This is a genomic window from Plantactinospora endophytica, assembly GCF_016862915.1.
In the GTDB taxonomy this organism is placed as follows: Bacteria; Actinomycetota; Actinomycetes; order Mycobacteriales; family Micromonosporaceae; genus Plantactinospora; species Plantactinospora endophytica.
Genome location: NZ_BONW01000016.1, coordinates 337,612 through 361,804, shown reverse-complemented (window position 1 = coordinate 361,804; position 24,193 = coordinate 337,612). Strand labels below are relative to the sequence as shown.

The 24,193-nt window shown below is 72.9% G+C and carries 12 protein-coding genes, 2 pseudogenes and 2 riboswitches; of the genes and pseudogenes, 5 read left to right on the top strand and 9 right to left on the bottom strand.

The features are described from left to right. Nucleotides 1-20: 20 nt before the first annotated feature. Genes Pen02_RS17485 through Pen02_RS17475 form a run of 3 tightly spaced genes read right to left on the bottom strand, consistent with a single transcriptional unit; the run spans nucleotide 21 to nucleotide 1,641 of the window. The gene (locus Pen02_RS17485) at nucleotides 21-629 is read right to left on the bottom strand and encodes a histidine phosphatase family protein (protein WP_203867111.1); all 609 of its coding nucleotides are present in this window, start codon (nucleotides 627-629) and stop codon (nucleotides 21-23) included. Further along, nucleotides 626-1,423: a CbtA family protein gene (locus tag Pen02_RS17480; RefSeq protein WP_239140883.1), complete on the bottom strand. Its 798-nt coding sequence runs from the start codon at nucleotides 1,421-1,423 to the stop codon at nucleotides 626-628. Before Pen02_RS17480 ends, Pen02_RS17485 begins: the two co-directional genes overlap by 4 nt. A gap of 14 nt (nucleotides 1,424-1,437) precedes the next feature. Continuing rightward, nucleotides 1,438-1,641 (bottom strand): CbtB domain-containing protein, encoded by a 204-nt coding sequence (locus Pen02_RS17475; protein ID WP_203867110.1) that lies wholly within the window; start codon nucleotides 1,639-1,641, stop codon nucleotides 1,438-1,440. Nucleotides 1,642-1,697: 56 nt separating this feature from the next. Continuing rightward, nucleotides 1,698-1,775, bottom strand: a riboswitch (cobalamin riboswitch). Nucleotides 1,776-1,947: 172 nt separating this feature from the next. On the opposite strand from Pen02_RS17475, the gene Pen02_RS17470 reads away from it, so the two are divergent. Further along, complete coding sequence (locus Pen02_RS17470) at nucleotides 1,948-2,700, top strand: cobalt-precorrin-6A reductase (RefSeq protein WP_203867109.1); 753 nt, start codon at nucleotides 1,948-1,950, stop codon at nucleotides 2,698-2,700. Nucleotides 2,701-2,856: 156 nt separating this feature from the next. On the opposite strand, the gene Pen02_RS17465 is transcribed toward Pen02_RS17470, so the two are convergent. The 3 genes from Pen02_RS17465 to Pen02_RS17455 all read right to left on the bottom strand — a co-directional run bounded on the left by Pen02_RS17465 (nucleotide 2,857) and on the right by Pen02_RS17455 (nucleotide 6,733). Continuing rightward, nucleotides 2,857-4,590, bottom strand: coding sequence for a precorrin-2 C(20)-methyltransferase (locus Pen02_RS17465; protein WP_307837719.1), 1,734 nt, complete (start codon nucleotides 4,588-4,590; stop codon nucleotides 2,857-2,859). A 116-nt stretch (nucleotides 4,591-4,706) separates the two neighbouring features. Then, nucleotides 4,707-5,336 (bottom strand): precorrin-8X methylmutase, encoded by a 630-nt coding sequence (locus tag Pen02_RS17460; RefSeq protein WP_203867108.1) that lies wholly within the window; start codon nucleotides 5,334-5,336, stop codon nucleotides 4,707-4,709. Beyond that, nucleotides 5,333-6,733, bottom strand: a complete 1,401-nt coding sequence (locus Pen02_RS17455; RefSeq protein WP_203867107.1) for a ferredoxin-like domain-containing protein — start codon at nucleotides 6,731-6,733, stop codon at nucleotides 5,333-5,335. The genes Pen02_RS17460 and Pen02_RS17455 overlap by 4 nt, the downstream gene beginning before the upstream one ends. A 67-nt stretch (nucleotides 6,734-6,800) precedes the next feature. Next, nucleotides 6,801-6,874, top strand: a riboswitch (cobalamin riboswitch). Between the two features lie 57 nt (nucleotides 6,875-6,931). Here Pen02_RS17455 and Pen02_RS42820 point away from each other — a divergent pair. The 4 genes and pseudogenes from Pen02_RS42820 to Pen02_RS17440 form a co-directional block, all read left to right on the top strand. Further along, nucleotides 6,932-8,083, top strand: a pseudogene (locus Pen02_RS42820) (cobaltochelatase subunit CobN); the annotation flags it as partial. Nucleotides 8,084-8,263: 180 nt separating this feature from the next. Next, nucleotides 8,264-10,768, top strand: a pseudogene (cobN, locus tag Pen02_RS42815) (cobaltochelatase subunit CobN); the annotation flags it as partial. 142 nt (nucleotides 10,769-10,910) lie between these two features. Continuing rightward, nucleotides 10,911-11,339 (top strand): cellulose binding domain-containing protein, encoded by a 429-nt coding sequence (locus Pen02_RS17445; protein WP_203867106.1) that lies wholly within the window; start codon nucleotides 10,911-10,913, stop codon nucleotides 11,337-11,339. 150 nt (nucleotides 11,340-11,489) lie between these two features. Beyond that, nucleotides 11,490-11,924, top strand: coding sequence for a VOC family protein (locus tag Pen02_RS17440; protein ID WP_239140879.1), 435 nt, complete (start codon nucleotides 11,490-11,492; stop codon nucleotides 11,922-11,924). A 166-nt stretch (nucleotides 11,925-12,090) separates the two neighbouring features. Here Pen02_RS17440 and katG read toward each other — a convergent pair whose 3' ends face one another. From katG to Pen02_RS17425, 3 genes are all read right to left on the bottom strand, one after another. Continuing rightward, nucleotides 12,091-14,304 carry a catalase/peroxidase HPI gene (gene katG / locus Pen02_RS17435; protein ID WP_203867105.1) on the bottom strand — a complete coding sequence of 738 codons (2,214 nt, stop codon included), beginning with the start codon at nucleotides 14,302-14,304 and terminating at the stop codon, nucleotides 12,091-12,093. A 231-nt stretch (nucleotides 14,305-14,535) separates the two neighbouring features. After that, nucleotides 14,536-20,766, bottom strand: coding sequence for an RHS repeat-associated core domain-containing protein (locus tag Pen02_RS17430; RefSeq protein WP_203867104.1), 6,231 nt, complete (start codon nucleotides 20,764-20,766; stop codon nucleotides 14,536-14,538). 22 nt (nucleotides 20,767-20,788) lie between these two features. After that, a complete protein-coding gene (locus Pen02_RS17425) occupies nucleotides 20,789-24,142 on the bottom strand; it encodes a LamG-like jellyroll fold domain-containing protein (protein ID WP_203867103.1) in 3,354 nt (1,117 codons plus the stop codon). Nucleotides 24,143-24,193 lie beyond the last annotated feature (51 nt).

Genomic DNA, 24,193 nt, shown 5'->3' with positions numbered 1-24,193 from the left:
CTTTTTCATTGACGCGTCAACTATAGCGTCGGGGCGGACGGTGTCGGGGCGGGCAGCCGGAGTTGCCAGTCCGGGCCGCGTCCGAGCAGGCGAACCACTGCCAGCGGTGCCACGTCCAGCCGCCAGAAGGTGTCGGCCGGCAGCCGCAGCGCCCCGACCAGCGCCGCCCGGACCACCACCGGATGGGTGACGGCGACGATCCGCCCGCCCCGGTCGCGCTGCCCGGTCAGCCAGCGGTCGACCCGGTCGAGCAGCATCCCGACGGACTCGCCGCCGTGCGGGGCGGCGTCCGGCGTACCGAGCCAGTCCCGCAGCGCGTCAGGTTCCCGGGCGCCGACCTCGGCGACGGAAAGTCCGGTCCACCGGCCGTAGTCGCAGTCGGCCAGCGCGGGCTCGTCGACCGGTCGCAGGCCCAACGCGTACGCGGTCTGTCGGCCCGCCGCAGCCGGGCTGCTCAGGCAGGTGTCGACCCGGCCGAACGGTCCCCGCCGGCCCGGATCCGCCGGTACGAGCGCCCGGGCCGCCCGTAGGCCGCCCGGGTCGAGATCGTCGTCGCCACCGCCGAACACCGCGCGCCGCAGGGCGGCGGTGTGCGCGTGCGCGACCAGGTAGAGGCTGGTCGGGCTCACCGTCCGGCCGGCGCGTCGGCACCGTCCGGTGTCCCGGCGGACCGCCCCGGTCCACCTTGCACGGTCGGGCGCCGGTTGCCGCCGGACATGCCGAGCAGGACGGCGAAGAGCAGGCCGATCCCGGTCCAGAGCACCACCTGGGTACCGAGGGAGGCGAGCCGGAACTCCCACAGCAGGGTCGCCGGGAAGTCCGCCGGCACCTCCGCGAACGACGGCAACACCGTGTACGCCACCGCCGTCACCAGCAGGAACCCACCGACCGAGGCTGCCGCCCGGAGCCCGTACGGCGCGTCCGGGCGGACCGATCGGTGGCCGAGCGCGGCGGCCCAGACGGCCACCAGACCGAGGACCACCAGCAGCAGATAGCTGCCGGTCCGCTGGTCGATCGTGTCCGGGTTGCCGACCGCCGGTGGGTTCGCCGGGTACTTCCCGAACGGTACGACCACCGCGCCGAGCAGCGCCGCACCCGCGAGCAGCAGGGCGGCCCGGCCGTCGTCCACGGTCCGGAGGCGGCGGCGCAGCAGGACGTACCCGGTGGCGAGCAGGCCGCCCATCGCGGCGCCGAACAGCCCGGTGGCCAGGAACAGGCCGGCGCGCTGCCCGTCCCGACCGACCAGTTCCTCCTCGTGGTGGCCGGCGTCGGCCTCCGGCGCGGAGTGGCTCGCCCGTTCCTCGATGGCGATCGCGGCGTCGATCCGCGGCTCGCCGACGAAGTAGGCGAAGGTCCCGGCGACCAGGCCGGCGACCAGGCCCGCGAGCAGGCCACGCAGCAGTACTGACGGAAACGTCGGCACGGGAACGGGGATGCTCAGTGGCAGGGGACGCCGAGCAGGTGCCGGCCGTCGTGCATCAGCTCGTGCAGGAACATCCCGTTGCGGGAGACCGCCCCCTGGTCGAACGCGACCAGGTAGGTCAGCAGGGCGAGCACGGCGACGACGGCGAGGGCCGTCCACAGTAGCCGGGCGGAGACCGCCGGCTGGCGCAGCGGACGGGCCGAGGTGGGGTTGGACATGCGCGTAGGACCTCCTTGGGGATGACGCGTCCCCTTCGACAGGCTGCGACGACCGAGCGTCCTGGCTCGCGGCACCCGACCGGGGTCGGGACCGCTCACAGTGGCGCGACCGCGCCGGATTCTCACCGGCTTCCCTCGCACCGCCGCAGATGGCCAGTCGACCGTAACCGGGCCGTACCCGCCGGTCAACCGGGACGGCGGGCGGACGGCGGTGCCCGGACTTGGCGGTACCGGGCGGGGTGTCGGAGGTCACCGGCCGGAGGCCGGCCGATTGTGTCGACCGGGGCCGGCCGATACCGTCGCGCCGTGACGACCCGGGTGCTGCTGCTCGGCGGTACCGCCGAGGCGCGGGAACTGGCCGCCGCGCTGGTCGACCGCCCCGACACGATCGTGGTCTCCTCGCTGGCCGGCCGGGTCGCCGATCCTCGGCTGCCGGTCGGTGAGGTGCGGATCGGCGGGTTCGGCGGTCCGGCCGGACTGGCCCGCTGGCTGGACACCCACCGGATCGACGTACTCGTCGACGCCACACACCCGTACGCGGCCCGGATGAGGTCGTCGGCGGTACGGGCGGCCGGCGAGACCGGGGTGCCGTACCTGCGGTTGGAGCGTCCCGGCTGGACGGAAGGTCCCGGCGACCGGTGGCACCGGGTACCCGATCTCGACGCCGCCGCCGAGCTGGTACCCCGGTTGGGGCGGCGGGCCTTCGTCACCACCGGCCGGCAGGGGCTGGCCGCCTTCCTGCACCTGACCGGGGCACACCTGCTGGTCCGGGTGGTCGACGAGCCGACGATCCCGTTGCCGGAGAACGTGACGGTACTGCGCGACCGTGGACCGTACCGGGTGACGGCGGAACGGGAACTGCTGACGGCGCACCGGATCGACGTGCTGGTCAGCAAGGACAGCGGTGGCACGTACACGATGGCGAAGCTGGACGCCGCCCGCGACCTGGGGCTGCCCGTGGTGCTGGTGGACCGGCCCGCGCCGGTCGCCCTGCCGGCGACGGTCACCGAGGTGGCGGCGGCGCTGGCCTGGCTGGAGACTGCGCCGCCGCGACGCTGACGCCGTCGACGTGACCGTCCCGTCCGCCGTCACGTTCGTCCGGACGTCCGCCGTCACGTTCGTCCGGACATCCGCCGTCACGGTCATCCTGACGAACGAACGGACGGACGGACAGACGACCGCGCCGCTCCGCCCGGTAGCCGGACGTCCTCCGGGTCAGCCGGGATAGGTGCGGGGCGTCCAGACCACCGTCGAGCCGTCCGCCCGCCGGTCCGCCCGGGTGGTGGACGAACCGACGATCAGCAGGCAGCGCATGTCCACATCGGAGGGATCGAGGTCGGCCAGCGGTACCACGGTGATCCGCTCCCCCGGCCGGCCGACGTCCCTGGCGATCACCACCGGCGTCCCGGCCGCCCGGTGCCGGAGCAGCACCTTCCGGGCCGCCTCGACCTGCCAGCGCCGGCTGGCCGAGGCCGGGTTGTAGAGCGCCAGCACCAGGTCGGCGGCGGCGGCGCCGGCCAGCCGCTGCTCGATCACCGCCCACGGCTTCAACCGGTCCGAGAGCGAGAGCACCGCGAAGTCGTGGCCGAGCGGGGCACCGATCCGGCTCGCCGCTGCCTGGGCGGCGGTCAGGCCGGGCAGTACCCGTACCGGGACCGCGTCGAAGCGCTGGTCGGAAGTGGCCGCTTCGAGCACCGCCGTGGCCATCGCGAAGACTCCCGGGTCACCGGAGGAGACCACGGCCACCCGGGCGCCGCCGAGCGCGAGTTCCAGGGCGTGCCGGGCCCGGTCGATCTCGACCTGGTTGCCGGAGGTGTGCCGGTGCTGTCCCGGCCGGTGCGGCACCCGGTCGACGTACGGGCCGTAGCCGACGAGGTGTTCCGCCTCGCGCAGCGCCTGGCTCGTTTCCGGAGTGAGCCAGCGCGTGCCGGCAGGACCGAGGCCGACCACGGTCACCCCGCCGGTCGGCGCCTCGGTCGGCACGGCCGCCTCGACCGCCACTGCCGCCTCGGCGCGATCGGACTTATCCGTCGGGGTGTCGGTGCCGGGTGCCGCGTCGACGCCGGCCGCCACGGCTGCGCCGGTGGGGCTGGTCAACACCGCCAGCGAGAAGTACGGCACCCCGTCCGGGTCGACCTCGGCCAGCGGCAGTTCCCGGCCGGTCCGGGTGGTGGCCCGTTCGACGTACCAGGCGTCGTCCAGCCGTCCGGCATCGGCGAACGCCGCCCGTACCTGCGGAAACGTCCGCCCCAACTTGAGTACGGCGGCGGCGTCGGTGTCGGCCAGCCGCCGGGTCAGCTCGTCCGGCGACAGCGTTCCGGGCAGCACGGTCAGCACCTCGTCCCGCTCGACCAGCGGCCGACCGAGTACGGCGGTGGCGGCGCTGATCGAGGTGACCCCGGGTACCACCTCGGCGGGGAACCGGTGCGCCAGCCGCTCGTGCAGGTACATGTAGGAGCCGTAGAACATCGGGTCGCCGGCGCAGATCACCACCACGTCCCGGCCGGCGGACAGGTGCCCGGCCAGCCGCTCGGCGCTGGCGTCGTAGAACTCGGTGATCGCCGCCTCGTAGCCGCCCGGATGGTCGGTCGTCTCGGTGGTGACGGGATACACCAGCGGCTCGTACCGCTGGCCATCCCGGAAGTACGGCTCGGCGATGCTCCGGGCGATGCTGCGTCCGTGCCGGGCCGAGTAGTACGCGACCACGTCGGCGGCGCCGATCAGCCGGGCCGCCTTGACCGTCACCAGCTCGGGGTCGCCGGGGCCGACGCCGACGCCGCGCAAGGTGCCCGGCCGCTTTCCGCCGGTCGGGACCGATCCACTGTCGGGCAGGTTCGCGCTCCTCCGAGCCGCACCGTCCGCATCGTCCGCGCTCATCCGACCGGCAACGTCCGCGCTCACCCGGGCGGCGTCGTCCGCACTCGTCCGAGCGGCGTCGTCCGCGCTCACCCGGGCGGCATCGTCCGCACTCGTCCGAGCGGCATCGTCCGCGCTCGTCCGAGCGGCATCGTCCGCACTCGTCAGAGCGGCATCGTCCGCACTCGTCAGAGCGGCCACGTTCGCGCTCATTCGACCTCGCTCGCGATCGCGTTGAGCGCGGCGGCGGTGATGGCGCTGCCGCCGCGCCGGCCGTGCACCACCAGGTAGGGAATGCCGGCGTGGTGCACGGCCAGCGCCTGCTTCGACTCGGCCGCACCGATGAAGCCGACCGGCACGCCGACGATCGCCGCCGGCCGAGGGGCGCCCTCGTCGAGCATCTCCAGCAGCCGGAACAGTGCGGTCGGCGCGTTGCCGATCGCCACCACCGCACCGCCGAGCCGGTCCCGCCACAGTTCGAGCGCCGCCGCGCTGCGGGTGGTGCCGAGCCGCCGGGCGAGGTCGGGCACCGCCGGGTCGCGCAGGGTGCAGAGCACCTCGTTGTCCCGGGGCAGCCGAGCCCTGGTGATGCCGGCGGCGACCATCGCCGCGTCGCAGAGAATCGGCGCCCCGGCGCGCAGCGCGGCCCGACCGGCGCATACCAGGTCGGGCGCCACCTCGACGTCGTCGACCAGGTCGACACTGCCGCAGGCGTGGATCATCCGGACCACCACCGGCGCGATCTCGGGCGGCAGTCCGGACAGGTCGGCCTCGGCCCGGATGGTCGCGAACGACCGGCGGTAAATCTCCGCCCCGTCGCGGATGTACTCGTAGCTCACGTCTGCCTTTCTGCCCGTGCGGCCAGGGCGGCCGACGGGGTACCCGACCCGCTGTGTCCAGGCGCCTCGATCCGGTATCCGGCGCCGGTGGCGACCGCCAGTACCGCCGGCCCGACTGGCCGGCCGCACCGTCGCTCGCAGCCGACGACGTGCACCGGAAGCACGGCACCGGTCGCCGGGCCGGCACCGACACCCACACCGACGCCGACACCGACTTCGGACAGCGCGTCGGTGACGTCCCGTCGTACGTCGGCGAGAGCGCTGGCGCAGCCGGGCCGGCCGGTGCAGGCGGTCACGCCGAGCCACGGCGATGCCGGGTCGACCAGCAGTCCGGCCGTGGCCAGCCGGCCGACGATATCGGGTCCGCCGGTGTCGAGCACCAGGCTGCGCCACGGGGTGATGATGATCTCGTCCGTGCTGGCCATCTCGGCCAGCAGGTGGGCCTGCTCGGCGGTCAGCCGGCCGAGCCGGGCGGCGGCCACCACGACCCCGCCGGGGTAACCGCCCACCACCGGTGCCGGCCCCGACCGGTCCGGCGACCCGTCGTCGGACGTCCCATGCGGCGAACGGACATCGGAGATCCCTGGCGGCAGCCCGACGCCGGACATCCCACTCGACGGCCCGACGGTGGTCGACCCTGTCGACAGCGAGACGGTCGACATCCCACTCGGCGATCCGACGGTGGCCGGGGCTGTCGGTCGCGGGGCCGCTTCGGTGGGGCGGTCGAGTGCGGCGGTCACCCGGGCCGGGCCGTCCGGCAGGTCCGCCAGCCGCCACAGGTCGCGCCGGTCGGCGCGTACCCGGAGGAAGGCGCGGGCCGCCGCGATCAGCAGCTCGACCGCGTCGTCCGGGCCGGCCCGCAGGCCGGTGTCGGTGCCGGCGAGCAAGAGGATCCCGGAGCCGCCGGTCCAGCACAGGTCGGCACCGAGGGCGGCGACGTCGTACCGGCCGTCGTCGAGGGCGAACAGGAACCGGCCGCTGAGCGACGCCAGGTCGGGGGCGCCACGCAGCGCCGCGTCGAGGTCCCGCACCATCGGGCGTACGTCGAGCCGCCCGGCCCGGTCCCGTCCGCTCAGCGGGGAGGCCAGCAGGTTGCGTACCCGCTCGTGGGTGGCGGTGGGCAGCAGTCCGGCGGCGGCGACCCGGTCGGCGACCCGGCGCACGGCGGTGTCGTCGGCGAGGCCGCGCAGTTGGAGGTTGGCCCGGGAGGTCAACTCCAGCGCGCCGTCCCCGTCGGTACGGGCGAGGTCGGCGAGGACGCGCAGTTGGACGGGGCGCAGTTGGCCACCCGGCAGCCGTACCCGCACCAGCAGCCCGTCGGCGGCCTGGTGGGCCCGGAGCGCGCCGGGACAGCGGTCCTCCGGCGGCCGGGGGGACGGGGTGACGAGGGCGGACACCGGCTCATCGTAGAGTCGTGGTCCTCGGCGCTCCCTGCGGCGAGAAAAGCATCACGCGGTGGACCCGGAGGAACCCGGTGCGAGTCCGGGGCGGTCCCGCCACTGTCACCGACCTGCGTGCGGGTCGGGAGCCAGACACTCCGGACCACCGTCGGACTCGACCACGACCACGGGCGCGGACCCGGGGAGGAGCCACCCATGCCTGCGGCGGACGCTGCCACCACCATCCTGCTGCTGTCCACATCGGACACCGATCTGCTCTCGGCCCGGGCCGGCGGAGCGGCGTACCGGCTGGCCAACCCGGCCCGGATCGATCTGGCCGAACTGCCCGACCTGCTCGACGGCGTCGACCTGGTGGTGGTACGGATCCTCGGCGGCTTCCGGATGTGGGAGGAGGGGCTGACGGCGCTCTGCTCCGGGACCCGGCCGGTGGTGGCGCTCGGCGGCGAGCAGACCCCGGACGCCGACCTGATGGCCCGGTCCACGGTGCCGGCCGGTACCGCCGCCCAGGCGCACGCGTACCTGGCCCAGGGTGGGCCGGAGAACCTGCGCGAGCTGCACGCCTTCCTCTCCGACACGGTGCTGCTGACCGGGCACGGCTTCGCCCCACCGGTCGCCCAGCCGAACTGGGGCGTGCTGCCCCGGGCGCCCCGCTCGACGACCGGGCCGGTGGTCGGCATCCTCTACTACCGGGCGCACCAGCTCAGCGGGAACACCGGGTTCGTCGACGCGCTGGCCGAGGCGGTCGAGGAGGCCGGTGGACAGGCCCTGCCGGTCTTCTGCGCGAGTCTGCGTACCCCGGAACCGGAGCTGTTGGCGACGCTCGGTGCGGCCGACGCGTTGCTGGTCACGGTGCTGGCGGCCGGTGGCACCCGACCGGCGGACGCCAGCGCGGGCGGCACCGAGGAGTCCTGGGACGTCGGTGCGCTGGCCGCACTGGACGTGCCGATCCTCCAGGCGCTCTGTCTCACCTCCACCCGGCAGACCTGGTCGGACAGTGACGACGGCCTCTCCCCGCTGGACGCGGCGACCCAGGTCGCGGTGCCGGAGTTCGACGGGCGGCTGATCACGGTGCCGTTCTCGTTCAAGGAGACCGACGTCGACGGGTTGCCGCGTTACGTGGCGGATCCGGAACGGGCCGCCCGGGTGGCGGGTGTCGCCGTCCGGCTGGCCCGGCTCCGGCACACCCCGGCCGAGCGGCGCCGGATCGCGCTGGTGCTGTCGGCCTATCCGACCAAGCACGCCCGGGTCGGCAACGCGGTCGGGCTGGACACCCCGGCCAGCGCGGTACGCCTGCTCCGGGCCCTGCGCGACCTCGGCTACGACGTCGGGCCGGTCGACGGCCCGGACGCGCTGCCGGGCCTGGTACCGACGGCCGCCGCGAAACCCCCGACTGACGCGAAACCGCCGACTGACGCGAAACCGCCGGCCGACGCGGACCTGACCGCCGACCCGAAGCTGCCCGCCGACCCGGAGCTGGCAGCCGGCCCGAAGCTGCTCGCCGACCCGAAGCTGCCCGCCGACCCGGAGCTGGCAGCCGGCCCGAAGCTGCTCGCCGACACTGAGTTGCCGGACGGTGACCGGCTGATCCACGCGCTGATCGCGGCTGGCGGCCAGGACCAGGAGTTTCTCACCGAAGAGCAGCTCGCCGCCAACCCGGTGCGGGTCCCGCTGTCCCGTTACCGGCGCTGGTTCGAGGCGCTTCCGGCGGAGCTGCGGGCGGCGATGATCGCGCACTGGGGTCCGCCGCCCGGACAGCTCTACGTCGACACCTCGGGCGACCCGGAGGGCGAGATCGTGCTGGCCTGCCTGCGGGCCGGCAACGTGATCGTCATGATCCAGCCGCCGCGCGGGTTCGGCGAGAACCCGGTGGCCATCTACCACGACCCCGACCTGCCGCCGACCCACCACTACCTGGCGGCGTACCGGTGGCTGGACGAGGAGTTCGGCGCGGACGCGGTGGTACACCTGGGCAAGCACGGTTCGCTGGAGTGGCTGCCCGGCAAGACCGTCGGGCTCTCCGCCTCCTGCGGGCCGGACGCGGTGCTCGGCTCGCTGCCGCTGGTCTATCCGTTCCTGGTCAACGATCCCGGCGAGGGTGCCCAGGCCAAACGGCGGGCGCACGCGGTGATCGTGGACCACCTGGTGCCGCCGATGGCCCGGGCGGAGAGCTACGGCGACATCGCCCGGCTGGAACAGCTCCTCGACGAGTACGCAAACATCGCCGCGATGGACCCGGCCAAGCTGCCGGCGATCCGGGGCCAGATCTGGACGCTGATCCAGGCCGCCCGGCTCGACCACGACCTGGGTCTGGACCAGCGCCCGCACGACGCCGAGTTCGACGAGTTCCTGCTGCACGTGGACGGCTGGCTCTGCGAGGTGAAGGACGCGCAGATCCGGGACGGCCTGCACGTGCTCGGCGAGCCGCCGACCGGTCCGGCCCGGGTCAACCTGGTACTGGCGATCCTGCGCGCCCGGCAGGTCTGGGGCGGGCAGGCCGGCGCCGTCGACGGGCTGCGCGCCGCGCTCGGCCTGACCGAGTCCGGCTCCGAGCAGTCCGCCGAGGTGGACCGGGTCGAGGCGGTGGCCCGGTCCCTGGTGGAGGCGATGGAGCAGCGAGACTGGGTGGTGGACGCGGTACCGGCGGTGCTGGGCGACCTGCTCGACGCCGACGACCCGCGCGTGGCGGCGGTACGCCCGGTGCTGGAGTTCGCCGCGACCGAGGTGGTGCCCCGGCTGGCCCGGACCACCGACGAGCTGACCAACCTCCTGCACGCGCTCGACGGCGGGTACGTGCCGGCGGGGCCGAGCGGGTCGCCGCTGCGCGGACTGGTGAACGTGCTGCCCACCGGCCGGAACTTCTACACCGTCGACCCGAAGGCGATCCCGAGCCGACTGGCGTACGCGACCGGGCAGGCGATGGCGACCTCGCTGGTCGAGCGGTACCGGCGGGACACCGGCGAGTGGCCCCGCTCGGTCGGGCTCTCCGCCTGGGCCACCTCGGCGATGCGTACCGCCGGGGACGACGTCGCCGAGGTGCTCGCACTGATCGGCGTGGCGCCGACCTGGGACGAGGCGTCCCGCCGGGTGAACGGGTTCGAGGTGATCCCGCTGCCCGAGCTGGGCCGGCCGCGCATCGACGTGACCGTCCGGATCAGCGGCTTCTTCCGGGACGCGTTCCCGCACGTGGTGCTGCTGCTCGACGACGCGATCCGGGCGGTGGCCGCGCTCGACGAGCCGGACGAGCAGAACTTCCTGCGGGCGCACGCCCGGGCCGACGCCGCCCGGCACGGCGACGAGCGGCGGGCCACCAGCCGGATCTTCGGCTCGAAGCCGGGCGCGTACGGGGCCGGGCTGCTGCCGCTGATCGACAGCGGGAACTGGCGCGACGACGCCGACCTCGCCGAGGTCTACACGGTCTGGGGCGGGTTCGCCTACGGGCGCGGGCTGGACGGGCGGCCGGCCCGGGAGGAGATGGAGGACGCGTACCGGCGGATCGCGGTGGCGGCGAAGAACACCGACACCCGGGAACACGACATCGCCGACTCGGACGACTACTTCCAGTACCACGGCGGGATGATCGCCACGGTGCGGGCGCTGACCGGGCAGGCGCCGAGGGCGTACATCGGGGACAGCACCACTCCGGACGCGGTACGGACCCGGTCGCTGACCGAGGAGACCGCCCGGGTGTTCCGGGCCCGGGTGGTCAACCCGCGCTGGCTGACCGCGATGCGCCGGCACGGCTACAAGGGCGCGTTCGAGCTGGCCGCGACCGTCGACTACCTCTTCGGGTACGACGCCACCGCCGGAGTCGTCGCCGACTGGATGTACGAGGACCTGGCGAAGACGTACGCGCTCGACGCGGAGAACCAGGAGTTCCTGCGCCGGTCCAACCCGTGGGCACTGCGCAACATCATCGAGCGGCTCTCCGAGGCGGCCGACCGGGGACTGTGGGCGAAGCCCGACCCGGCGACGATGGCGGCGCTGCGGGAGACGTACCTGCGGATCGAGGGCGACCTTGAGGACGCCGGCTGAGCCGGGCGCCCGGCACCGACAACACGGTCCGGGTCATCGTTGACTGATCGGCGGTACCACGGTCGGCGTTCGTCCGACCATCATGGATGTCTGGGTGTCGGGGGCACCCCGCCGCCGGCTTGAGCCGTTTGCGAGGTCAGTCATGCACAGCCGTCCATCCCGCCCGGCCCGCTGGGCCCGGATCCTGCTCGTACCCGTGCTCGCCGCCGCCCTGGCCGGGGCCTCCGGCACGGTCGCGTACGCGGCGGCGGCGGAGCCCGCCTGTGGCGTGCGGTACCGGGTCGCCGGATCGTTCCCGCCCGCCGTACAGGCCCAGTTGGTGATCAGCAACCTGGGCCAGAACGAGATCAACGGCTGGACGCTGCGCTTCTCCTTTCCCGACCGGCAGCCGCTGCGGATGATCGGAGCGGAGCTGGTCAGCCGCGCCGGAGGGACCGTCACCACCCAGGATCTCGGGTACAACGCCGTGGTCCCGCCGGGCGGCACGGTGACCATCGGCTACCTCACCGTCCTGCCCGCGCCGACCCCGACCGACTTCACCGTCAACGACCTGCCCTGCCAGGTCGGCTAGCGCCCTTCCGCCGACCACGCCCCGTGTGCCGGTCGCAGCGCGAGCAGCACTGGGGCCGCGCCGGGACCCGACCACCGGCCGGACTTCGGACCTTCTCGTCTAGTCTCCGGTACCTGGGCCGCACCGGCCCGACCGACGGGAGGCACGCAGATGACCGAGACCGAGACCTCGACCTTCGGCTACGGACCCGAGTGCGACTCCGGTCTCGGTTTCGGCCTGCACCACGTCCAACTCGCCATCGCGCCGGGCAGCGAGGACGCCTGCCGGGCGTTCTACGTCGGGGTACTCGGCCTGGTCGAGGTGCGGAAGCCACCGGCCCTCGCCGCCCGGGGCGGCCTCTGGGTACGCGGGGACCGGTTGGAGATCCACCTCGGAGTGGAGCAGGACTTCCAGCCGGCCCGTAAGGCACACCCGGGCATCCTGGTGGGCGACCTGGACGCCCTGGCCGCCCGGCTCGGCACGCACGGCGTCGAGGTGACCTGGGACGACAACTTCCCGGGACACCGCCGCTGCTACGCCTACGACAACCTCGGCAACCGCCTCGAGTTCCTCCAGCCGGATCCGGAGAACCCGGCCCGATGGTGACGCCGACACCGGCGCTGCGGCTGGGCGACCTGCTCCTGGCGACCGGCGTGCGCGGCCAGGAAAACCCGGTCGTCCAGGGCGGGAGTCCGGCTCCGGCGAGACGGGCGCATGACCCGGGCGACACAGGTCCGGGCCGGCCGCGCAGCGACCGGCCCGGACCGGGAGATCAGCGGAGGTCGTACCGGTCGAGGTTCATGACCTTGTCCCACGCGGCGACGAAGTCACGGACGAACTTCTCCTGCGCGTCGAAGGTCGCGTAGACCTCCGAGTTGGCCCGGAGCTGGGAGTGCGAACCGAAGACGAGGTCGACGGCGGTGGCCGTCCACCGGACCTCACCCGTGGCCCGGTCCCGACCCTCGTACACGTTCTCCGCCGACTCGGCCGGCTTCCACTCGGTGCGCGCGTCGAGCAGGTTGACGAAGAAGTCGTTCGTCAACGTGCCGGGGCGGTCGGTGAGGACACCGTGCGGGGACTGCCCCGCGTTGGCGTCCAGCGCCCGCATGCCGCCGATCAGCACCGTCATCTCCGGTGCGCTCAGGTTCAGCATGAACGCCCGGTCCAGCAGCAGGGTCTCCGGGGACAGCTTCTCCCCGGCGCGCAGGTAGTTGCGGAACCCGTCGGCCCTCGGTTCGAGGACGGCGAACGTCTCCACGTCGGTCTGCTCCTGCGACGCGTCGGTACGCCCCGGCCTGAACGGGACCGTGGTGTCGTGCCCGGCGTTCCTGGCCGCCTGCTCGACCGCCGCGCAGCCGCCCAGCACGATCAGGTCGGCCAGCGACACCTTCTTGCCGCCCGACTGTGCGTCGTTGAAGTCCCGCTGGATCCGTTCGAGCGTACGCAGCACGCCGGCCAGGTCGGCCGGGTTGTTGACCTCCCAGTCCCGCTGCGGGGCGAGGCGGACCCGGGCCCCGTTGGCCCCGCCACGCTTGTCGGTGCCCCGGAAGCTGGCCGCCGACGCCCAAGCCGTGCTGACGAGTTGGGCGAGGGTGAGGCCCGACTGGAGGATCGTGTCCTTGAGCGCGGCGACGTCCTCGTCCGTGATCAGCTCGTGGTCCACGGCGGGAACCGGGTCCTGCCAGAGCTGGGGCTCGGGCACCCACGGGCCGAGGTAACGCGAGACCGGCCCCATGTCGCGGTGCAGCAGCTTGAACCACGCCTTGGCGAACGCCTCCGCGAGCTGGTCCGGGTTCTCCCAGAAGCGCCGCGCGATCGGCTCGTAGATCGGGTCGATCTTCAGCGCCAGATCCGAGGTCAGCATCATCGGGGCGTGCCGCTTCGACGGATCGTGCGCGTCCGGCACGGTGCCCTCGGCCGAGGCGTCCTTCGGCTTCCACTGCTTCGCGCCGGCCGGGCTCGTCGTCAGCTCCCAGTCGTACCGGAACAGGTTGTCCAGGTAGCCGTTGTCCCACCGGATCGGTTCGGTGGTCCAGGCACCCTCCAGGCCGCTGGTGAGGGTGTCGGCGCCGCTGCCGGTGCCGTACGAGTTCCGCCAGCCGAGGCCCTGCTGCTCGACCGGGGCGCCCTCCGGCTCCGGACCGAGGTACTGCGGGTCGACGGCACCGTGTGCCTTGCCGACCGTGTGGCCGCCGACGATCAGCGCCACCGTCTCCTCGTCGTTCATCGCCATCCGCCCGAAGGTCTCCCGGATGTCCCGGGCCGAGGCCAACGCGTCCGGGTGGCCAGCAGGTCCCTCCGGGTTCACGTAGATCAGGCCCATCTGTACGGCCCCGAGCGGGCCGGTCAGCTCCCGGTCCCCGCTGTAGCGCTCGTCGCCGAGCCAGGTGTCCTCCGGTCCCCAGAAGATCTCCTCGGGCTCCCAGATGTCCTCGCGCCCGAACCCGAACCCGAAGGTCCGCAACCCCATCGACTCGTACGCGCAGTTGCCGGCGAAGACCAGCAGGTCGGCCCAGGAGATGCGCTGGCCGTACTTCTGCTTGATCGGCCAGAGCAGCCGACGCGCCTTGTCCAGGCTCGCGTTGTCCGGCCAACTGTTCAGCGGCGCGAACCGCTGCGAGCCGCTGCCGCCACCACCCCGGCCGTCGGCGATCCGGTACGTGCCCGCGGCGTGCCAGCTCAGCCGGATGAAGAGCGGTCCGTAGTGGCCGTAGTCGGCCGGCCACCAGTCCTGCGAGGTCGTCATCAGCGCGAAGAGGTCCTGCCGGAGCGCCTCGACGTCGAGGTTCTTGAACTCCTCCGGGTAGTCGAAGTCCGCGCCCATCGGGTTGGACCGGGGTGAGTGCTGGTGCAGGACCGAGAGGTCGAGCTGGTTCGGCCACCAGTCCCGGTTGGTCCTGGGCCGGGTCTGCTTGACGGTGGGGGCGGGAACTGCGGGATTCTCGCTCTCGCTGACGCTCTGGGTCGCATCTTTCTTGTCGGACACGTCTGTCCTTCCTCTGTCGGTCTGCTGACTGGTCGCTACCCAGCACACCGGTGGTCGAATCGGGCCGGGTGTCCGGACCAGGATATTACTGCCCAAAAGCACATCAGGTCACCGTACCCGGACCAGCGTCGTCGTGATCGGAGCCGCACATGCGCCGGGGGCCACCGCCGGATGGTTCGGCGGTGGCCCCCGTCGTCGGGTCGGCCGAGAATCGCGGTCCAGGTCAGCGCATCACCACATGCCCCAGGTGCCGTTGGTGAGGGTGAGTCCCATGCTCGCGCCGCCCCAGGCGTTGGAGTGGTAGCTGGCGCCGATGTGACCCCGGCTCAGCGCCGCCTCGGCCCGCCCCAGTCCCCGGCTCATCGCGCCGCTGGCCCGATGACCCAACCGGGTCGGCAGGTTGGGACTCCGGATCTTGCTCACCGCCTTCGCGCCCCGGCCGGCCAGTTTCGCCCCGGCGCCGAAGGCCGCACCGGCGCCGCCGGTACCTGCGGAGAGCAGGTTGATCACCCCGGAGCGGTAGTTGCCGCCCTTGAAGTCGCGGTACGCGTCGAAGCCGCTGCTGATCGCCGCACCGACCCCGCAGACCACCACCGCCACCACCGAGCAGGCGGCCAGCAGCGTCGACCTGTTCTTCCAGGCCCACTTGCCGACCTTGGCCGCGCCCCGACCGACCGCCTTGACCGCCCGGCCGGCGGACTTACGGCAGGCACTGCTCCAGAAACTCGTCCACTTGCAACTACTGCTCTTCTTCCGCTTGGCCGCCGCCTCCCGCGCCTTCTTCGCCTGCTCCTTCCGCTGCTGCTTCGCGGCGTACTCCCGGGCCAGCCGGCGTGCCTCGGCCGCGATCGCCTGGTCGTGCTTGCGCAGGTCACCCGGGTACACCTTGGGCTTCGGCTTGCTGTAGTGACAGCTGTCGCAGTAGTAGCTGCGGGCCGGGCTCTTGCCGGCGCTCGACCTCTTCCCGCTGGACTTCTTCTTCGCCTTCTTCTTTTTCTTCGGCGGCGGGTTGTTGTAACCGCCGCAGCCGTCGCAGTAGTGCCCGCCGGGCAGTACCCGCCACTCGCCGTCCGGGTCGCTCATCGTCACCGGGGTGTTGTCGGCGTAGGCGTACCCGTTCATCTGCTGGGGCTGTTCCGGGTCGATGAGCGGGTCCACCGAGAGGAACCGCCCGAGGTCCGGGTCGTACTCCCGGGCGCCGAGATGGGTCAGCCCGGTGGCGGAGTCGACGGTGCCGCCGACGTACCCCCGCTCGGTCGGCCAGCTTCCGCTCCCCGCTCCCCGGAGTTCGCCGAACGGCAGGTAGCGCCGCTGGGTGACCGCCAGGTCGGCCGCGCCGATCGAGAGTTGCGCGGTGCCGAGCCGGTCGGCGACCTCGAAGGCGAGCCCGCTGGAGCTGGTGCGGACCGCGGTCACCTCGCCGAGGTCGTAGAAGCGGGTCGCCGACACCGCGCCGGTGGACCGGGTCAGCTTCAGCTCCGAGTTGGCCAGGTAGAGGGTCACCGAGGCGGGATCGCGGCGGATCAGCCGCTCGCCGTCGGCGTCGTACAGGAACTCGGTGACCTTGCCGCCCTCGGTGACCTTGTCGAGCTGGCCCTCGGCGTCCCAGGTCAGCACCTGGGTCGCGCCGGCCACGGTCCGCTCGGTGGTGTTGCCGACGGCGTCGTAGCGGTACCGGTCGGTCCGGCTGCCGGTGGTCACCGAGGCGAGCGCGTGCGGCTGGGCGGCACCGGCCGCCGGGTACGTCGAGGTGCTGGTGACCCCGGCACCGGTACTGGGGCTGCGGTTGGTCTCGGCCAGCCGGTTCCCGGTCTTGTCGTACTCCCAGGACTGCCAGTACGGTGCCGGGCCGCCGAGCACGGCCGGGGTCGGTGCGGCGGCACAGTCGTCGGTGGCCGTCCACGCCTCGCGCAGCCGACGGAGGTGGTCGTAGCGCAGGCACTGGGTGTCCCCGGCCCCGGCCGTCGGCCGGTCGGCGACCTTCGTGACGTTGCCGGCCGCGTCGTAGCCGTAGGTGACGTCGGCCAGCCGGTTCGGCGACACGCTCCGGTCGACCAGCGCCCGGCTGAGTTGCCGGGTGGCGTCGTCGTAGAAGAACGTCTGGACGAGCTGCTTGCCGCTGGCCTCCTGGAGGGTGTATTGCGACACCTCGTCGTACGGGGTGTAGCTGGCCGCGACGAGCTGGGTGCCGAGCCCGGACTGGGCGGACCGCAACCGGCCGTGGTCGTCGTAGCCGTAGCGCAGGGTCTCCGCCGCGAGCCCGCCGGCCGCCGGATAACCGGTGGTCAGGTCCAGCCCGGTGTCGGTGTAGCCGCTGTCCATCCGGTAGCTGCCGGCCAGGCTCCCCTCCGACGCCGGCACCGTCACCGTGGTACCGAGCGACCGGTAGCGGGTGTCGTAGCCGTTGGTCGAGACGACGTAGGCGTTGCCGTCGACGTACCGGGTGGAGCTGGTCAGTTGACCCCGCACCGTCGTGCCGTTGACCAGCCGGTCGTAGCTCCACTCGGCCCGCTTGGCGCCGGCGGTCGAACCCTCGAACAGGCCGGTCTTGCGGCCCAGCGGGTCGTAGGCGTACGCGAGGGTGACGCCACGGGCGTCGGTGGTGGTGAGCACCTGGTCGGCGTCGTCGTAGGTGTAACGGGTGGTGCCCTTGTCCGGGTCCTGCTCCTCGACCTTCCGGCCGCGCAGGTCGTAGCCGTACCGCCAGACGTTGCCCATCGCGTCGGTCACCGACGTGAGCTGCCCGTCCCGGGCGTACGTGTACCTCGTCGCGTCGTAGCCGCCCGACGCCGTCGCCGCGTGGTACTGGCGCAGCTCGGTGGTGCGTCCGTCGGCGTCGAAGACGGTGGTGGTGGCGGTACCGCCGGCCGGCGGGGTCACGTTCGTCCGGTCCCCGCCGTACGAGCTGGTGGTACGCCACTTCTCGGTGCCGTACGAGACCAGGATCTCGGTGGTCTCCCGGTCGACGCCGTCGTGCACGTACCTGGTCTGGGCCGGGACCGTGTTGTCGGCGACGACCAGCAGGGTGCTGCCGGCCGGGTCCTCGTTCCAGTAGGCGCCGTTCTCCTTCGACACCAGCCCGCGCGAGTCGTAGAAGGTGTCGGTGACGGTCCGACCGCCGTCCGGTGCCGGCGCCTGCGTCTGGCGTTCCCGCAACTGGCCGTCGTAGAACTCGTACGTCGACTCGTACCCGCCGTCGTCGCGCAGGGTCTGCGTGGTGACGACGTTCGGCGCGTCGGTCCGGACCAGGTAGGAGTACTTCTGGTTCGGGCTCGCCCCGCCCGCCTTCGACCGGTCGGCGAACCAGACGGCGGTGGCCCGGCCGAGCGGGTCGTACGTCTGGTCGACCCGGCGGCCGTTGGCGTCGACGATCGACGTCTCCTCGCCCCAGGCCGGTTCCAGGGTGGTGGTGACCGTGTGCCCGAGCGCGTTGGTGACGGTGGTGCCGGTGGTCGGGCCACCGCTGGGCGGGGTGAACGCGGTCGCGGTCTTCCGGTCCAGCGCGTCGTACGCCTCGACCGTCCGGCCGTAGCCGTCGTACCGGGCCCGGGTCGCCTGCGCGTAGACCGGGGTCGTGCCGTTGTAGCCGGCCAGCTCCTGGGTCAGCGTCACGTCACCCCGGGTCGGCGCGGTGCCGAGTGTGGTCGAGCCGTCGTAGAAGGTCCGCAGGTCGGAGATGACGTCCCGGGGCCGCGACGGGGTGGCGGAACAGGGCACCGCGACCCGCTCCTGCCGGGCGACGAACTCCAGCAGCCAGGTGTCGGTGTTCCGGGCGTAGCTGGTGCGGTTGCACTCGTCGTCGGCGGTGGTGGACAGGTCGCCGAGGTCGTCGACCTGGGTCGGCATCCCGTACCCGTCGAAGCTGGTCTGGGTCTCGGTCCGCCGCCACCCGCCGTCGGCCAGCGCGAGCCGGCTGCGTTCCTTGGTGATCCCGGTCAGGTACGCCCGGGTGCTGCCGCGCGTGGCCGTCGCCGCCGACACCCACGGGTCGCGGATCTCGCCGTCCACGACGGCACCGCCGGCACCGTTGTAGGTCGTCTCCTCCCGGAGGAACCCGGCCAGCGCCGGATGGTCGGCGATCGCCACCCCCTCCGAGTCGGTCACCGAGGCGCTGCGGGTGCCGTTGCTCGTCCTGTCGCCGTCCATGCCGCGCAGGTACAGCTCCTCCTGCTGCGACCGCACCCCGTCGGGTGCACCACGGGTGGTCCGGACCCGCGCGTAGCCACGCCACTCGCTCCAGGTCCGGTACTTCGCCGGGGTCAGCTCGTTGTCGTCGTAGTGCCAGGCCGCGCCGCCCAGGTACTCGTAGTCGGTCTGCTCGATGCCGGCGAGCCCGGACTGGTCGTCCGCCAACACCTGCACCGCGACGTACTTGTGGAACCAGTCCAGTTTCGGCGACAGCGCCCCGTCCGGCACCCAGTACTGCGGGAAGCAGCGGGAGGTGTTCGCGTCCGGGGTCGGTGTCGCCGACCGGACGCACTCCTTCTTCGAGTAGTTCACCCGGACGTGCCCGCCGGACTCGTCGTACACGTCGCTGAGCCGCCACTTGTACATCGGCGGGATGCCCTCCTCGGCATCCACCCGGTTCTCCAGTTGGACGCCCTCGAACCGCACCGCCGGCAGGGCGAGGTTGCCGCCCACCTTGCCGGTGTTGGTGACGGTGGCGAGCCAGAGCGACTGCGAGGTGCCGTCGCCGGGCTCCCGGAACTGGTAGCCGAACGTCCACGAGTCCACGTCCCGGTAGGTGCTGCCGGAGGTGAGTACCCGGGTCGTCACGGTCGCCAGCCGCTTGCGGCTCCAGAACGTCGGCGCGAACAGGTCCTTGCAGGTCGCGCCCGAGGCGCACGCCTGGTCGTACGGCACGTCCGGCCAGTTCTTCGCGGTGTCCTTGGTGATCGCGCCGGTGCCGCAGGTGGCGCCCGCCGCACAGCGCTCCTCGGTGTCGAAGACCACCCGCATCGGCGCGGACGCCGAGTACATGCTGTCCGACCGCTGCCCGTAGTCGATCCGCTTGAGATGTCCGGAGCGCACGTACGCCGTACCGGCGCTCGCGCTGAGGTTCCGGCCGTAGTGGTTCGTCTCGGTCTCGTAGAAGTACGACATCGCGTTGCCGTTGGGGTCCACGACGTAGTCGAGGTTCCACCGCCACGCCTGGGTGCAGTACGACGTGGCGAAGGTGCTCCCGTGGCACGGTTCCTTGTCGTCGTTGCCGAAGACCGGTGCGGTCCAGGTCGAGTTCGTCACCTCGGCGCCGCTGGTCCAGCCCGGCAGCCGCTGCATACCGTAGTGGTACTGGGTGCCGTCCCGGGCGGTGATCCGCCAGTGCTCGCCGTCGTTGTCGCCGTTCGTCGCCCCGGTCAGCCGCTCCACCCGGGACCCGTCGTCGTTGCGCAGCCGCCAGGTGCCGGTGGTGGCGTCCAGGACCAGTTCGACGGTCCGGCCGCCGGTGGACAGGAACGCGTTGTCGGTCTCCCAGCACAGGTCGTGCGGCTTGGGAGTGCTGGTCACCTCGTCGGAGCAGGACTTGTAGCGCCGCTCGATGAAGCCCTCGCTGAGGTCCCAGCCCTCGCCGACCCAGGACGACTGGTTGTTCGTCGACGCCGTGCGGCCGTCCACGCTGCCGGACGAGTACACCAGGTCGAGGTCGGGGGTCGGGCCGCCGAACGCGGGCGGCGCGTCCATGGCGTACGACCAGGTGAAGTCACCGGCCGAGCCGCCGGCCTGCCAGGACGACGACGCGGACAACTTCGTCGCCCGGTAGTCCCCGGCGCTGCCGGCCGGGGCGGCGGTCACCGCCAGCACCGTCGGCTCGGCACCCGCCGACACGTCGGAGCGCAGCCGCGCGTCGCGGACCGAGTTGCTGGTGGCCAGCGGGGTTCCCGCCTGGCAGGCGGCGCGTTCCGGGGTGGCCAGCACACAGGCCGGCATCCGGACCAGCCGCAGCCGGGAGGCCCAGTCGCCGCCGTACGCCGACCGGAACGAGGAGTAGTCGACCTCCACCGACAGTGGTCCGGCCCGGTCCGGTGTCACCGTGAGGAGCAGTCCGGCAACCCCGGCCCGCTCGGTGGCGCTCCGGTCCAGCACCTGTACCCGGGCCCGGCCGGGTGCCCGGCCCGTCTCGTCCGCACCCGGCCGGGCCGGCAGCGCGCCGACCCGCACCGGCAGGTCGCCGGCCGGGGCCCGGCTGCCGGCCGGTACCGCCGTCTCCGCGCTCCCCGCCGGCCAGCGCACCGTCGCCGGTTCCCGCTGTACCCGGGCGGCGGCCGTACGGTCGGCCGACGCGGTCTGCGGCGGCACGAAGTCGGTGCCCGGGACCGAGCGCTCCACCTGGGTGTCGGGGGGCCGGAACGCCGGGGCGGCCGAGGCCGGCGGCGCGGGTACGACCAGGACGCCGGCCGCCACCGCCACTGCGGTCAGCCCCGCCAGTACGGCCGTCCGGGGGTTCCACTGTTGGGTCTGCACGAGTCTCTCCTGCCCTCGGACGCTAGCTGGGGTTGGCGATGACGCTGTAGAGGTCGAAGACCTCCTGGTCGGAGAGGACTCCCGCGTACGCCCGGACGTCGTCGACGCCACCGGTGAAGTACTGCGAGAAGGTCACGTTCGAGACCTGGCCCCGGCCGATGAGCAGCGCGCCACCGGCGTGCCACGAACCGGCGTGGTACGTCTCGTCCGCCATCTGGCCGTTCACGTACAGCCGCAGCCGGTGCGCCTGGGCGTCGTAGACCGCCGCCAGATGGGTCCACTCGCCGACTGTCGGGACGGTGATCAGGTCCTCGGCCTGCCGCAGTTCGGCTCCGGAGGCGTCGGTGGCCGAACTGCGTACCGACCACAGGTAGGCCGCGTAGTCGTCGTTCCACGAGTAGCCGAGGTTGAACCCGCCGACGGCGGTACCGAGCTGGCTGACCACGATGCCGTTCTTGGTCAGCGCGTCCGGCCGGGCCCAGGCGGTGACGGTGTAGCTGGCGTCGGTACGCACCGCCGGACCGGTGGCGGTCAGTACCCCGGTGCTGCCGTTGACCGCGACCGCGTTGCCGCTGACCCCGCTGGTCCGGGTCACGCCGGTCGACGACCAGGTCGCCGGGTGCGTGCCGGCGGCGTCCGCCGCGCTCGTGCCGGTGGTCTCGTCGAGCTTCCAGTGGCCGGCCAGCCGGGGCACCTGCTGCATCTCGCCGGGCAGCAGCACCCGGTCGTACACCCGTACCGCGTCGACGTCGCCCGGCCAGTACTCGCTCCAGACGCCGGCCAGCTTCGACCGCCCTACCTGGAACGCGTCGGTGCCGCTCCACGGGGTGGTGAACGCCGTCTCCGCCTCCAGCACGCCGTTGACGTAGAGCCGGATCCGCTGCGCCGACGCGTCGTAGACGCCGGCCAGGTGCAGCCAGGTGTTCGCCGCCGGGACGGTGCTGGAGATGGCCCGGACGAAGGTCGGCTTGTCGACGTCCGCCGTCGTCCGGTTGAAGATCCACCGGTTGTACGAGCTGGAGTAGTAGAGCGCGAACGCGCTGGCCCGGGTACCGGGCTGGGTGAACAGCACCGAGTTGCGGGACAGGTCGTCGAGCCGGGTCCAGGCGCTCACCGAGAACGACCGCATGGTGTCCAGCACCGGCCCGGCGGTGCTGGCGTACCCGCTCACCCCGTCCAGGTCCAGCGCGCCGCCGGTCACCCCGTCGGCCCAGGCGGCCGTGCCGCCCAGGGTGGCGTCCCAGCCGTTGCCGGTCGAGTCCGGTGCCGTCGTGCCGTCACCGGACTCGTCCATCGTCCAGTCGGCGACCGGGCCGGACGGCGAGGCCGCGTAGAAGACCACCGTCGCCACCGTGGACCTGTTCGACGCCCGGTCCACCGCCCGGACGTGGAGCCAGTTCACGAACCGGTCCGGGGTGACGGAGACGGTCGCCGAACCGTCGGCGGTCGGGGTGGCCCGGCCGGGCAGCGCGGTCGAGTCGCCGTTGAGGACGTACTCGTACGCGGCGACGTCCGTGCCGCCGTTCGGGGCGAAGGTGACGGGCACGCCGCGGCCCATCACCGCGTTCCCCTCGGCGCCGTCCGGGAACGCGCTCGAACTCAGCGCCGGGATCGGCGGGCGGCTGGTGTCCACCTGGAACTCGCACCAGGGACCCCAGGCGCTGGTGTCCGTACCGTCCTCGGCGCGTACCCGCCATCTGCCGGTCGCGCCGTTGCTGAACGCCCCGGCCGGGATCTGCTTGGCGACGATCGTCGGGGTCTTGCCGGCCACCGAGGCGGAGAGGAACTCCCCGACCGGCGCGGTCCCGTCGAGGGTCCACCACTGGAACCGGGCCTTCACCGAGTTGTCCGAGTCGCTGACCGTGGCCCGCAGGGTCGGGGTGACCGTGCCGATCACCAGGCGTCCGGTGCCGGTCTTGCAGACGCTGGCGCTGTCGGTGGTCAGGTTGGTCGGCACCCCGGGCGCCGTGTTGTAGGTGATGGTGATGGACGGGTTGTTCCGGAACCGCTTCCAGGAGAGCGTGTCCTTGTTCTTCTCCGCGGTGGCCGACGCCCGCAGGCCCTGGTCGAGGGTGTCCCGGCCGGCCGCCGCCGCCTTGACCACGTGCGCGGTGACGTTGAACTCGACGCCGCCGGCCGGGCAGCTCGACGAGTACCCCTTCGCCACGCTCTTCGCCGCGAGCTTGGTGATCCAGCTCGGCTGGTTCTTCCAGGTCGTCGACGACGAGATGCTGCCGGTCTCCCAGACCTGCACCTCACGGGCGGTGCAGGAGCGCGACCACAATTCGTGGGTCTGGAGGGTGGCGCTCAGGATGTGCTTCTTCTTGACACCGCTCACGTTGAACTTGAAGAAGGACCGGGTGGTCTTGCCGTCGGTCGCGTCGTACCCGACCCGGGCCTCGTCCTCGGCGTCGTTGGCGCCGTTCCAGAACGACGTCGTCGACAGGTTGCTCCACACCTGCGTCCAGGCGGTACGCGAGCCGGACCAGGACGGGTCGATGTAGACCGGGTAGCGGGTCGTCTTCCCGGTCAGCAGGTGCCGGTCCGGGGTCAGGGTCACCTCGCCGGCCCCGACGGTGGCCTCGATCGGCCGCACCTGGCCACCCGGCACGCTGTGCCGCCCGGTGCCGCTGGAGTCCCACATGTACGGCGCGGGCGCCTCGAAGACCGCCCGACCCGCCGCGTCGACGGCGGCCAGGCTGCCGTCCACCGCCCTGCGCACCGAGAGTCCCGTGGTCGAGGTGGCCAGCCGGAGCCGGGCCAGCGCAGGGTTCGCCGCGGCCTGCGCCGACTTGACCACGAGCAGTTCGGAGAAGCCCTCCACGGCGGCCCGTACGGTCAGGTCGACCCCGGGCAGCACCTCCGGGTACGTCGCCGTGTCGCCGGTGAGCACCGGCCTCGGCAACGGGGCGGGCCAGCCCAGCGCCAGTTCCGTGCCGTCGCGGCGCAGCCGGGCCAGCGGCGCCGTACCGCCCCCGGAGAAGGTCATCGCCAGCGGGGTGGCGGCCGGCGCCACCTGCCCGTCGGCGGTGAACCGGAGGGTGGTGTCGACCGGCGTCCAGCCGTCGTCCCGGCGTACCCGGGTCGGCACCACCGTCTGGGTGAGCGTGAAGGTGCCGTCCGGGTTCGCCACGACGCGCTGCCGCTCGTCGCCCAGCGCGGTCACCTCGACCTGCCGCCCGGAGGTCACCGCCGCCGACCGGGCCGCCGCCTCGTCCAGTTCCGCACCGGACCGGACCGGCGCCGCCGTGGCCGGCGAGGTGGCGACGCAGACCGCGCCGACCAGCATCGCCAGCACGGATCCGGTCGCGACCGGCCGCCGACCGCGACACCCCCACGGGGTCGATCCCGACCCGCGCCACAGCCGAGTAGCCATCACACGCTCCTCATCAGACGGTTGTCGGCGCGGTGGATCTTTTGCGACCTC

Excerpts from the sequence above, each read along its gene's own strand:
- Pen02_RS17475 (WP_203867110.1), bottom strand. The coding sequence starts at position 1,641 with ATGTCCAACCCCACCTCGGCCCGTCCGCTGCGCCAGCCGGCGGTCTCC.
- Pen02_RS17445 (WP_203867106.1), top strand. The coding sequence starts at position 10,911 with ATGCACAGCCGTCCATCCCGCCCGGCCCGCTGGGCCCGGATCCTGCTC.
- Pen02_RS17440 (WP_239140879.1), top strand. The coding sequence starts at position 11,490 with ATGACCGAGACCGAGACCTCGACCTTCGGCTACGGACCCGAGTGCGAC.
- Pen02_RS17425 (WP_203867103.1), bottom strand. The coding sequence starts at position 24,142 with ATGGCTACTCGGCTGTGGCGCGGGTCGGGATCGACCCCGTGGGGGTGT.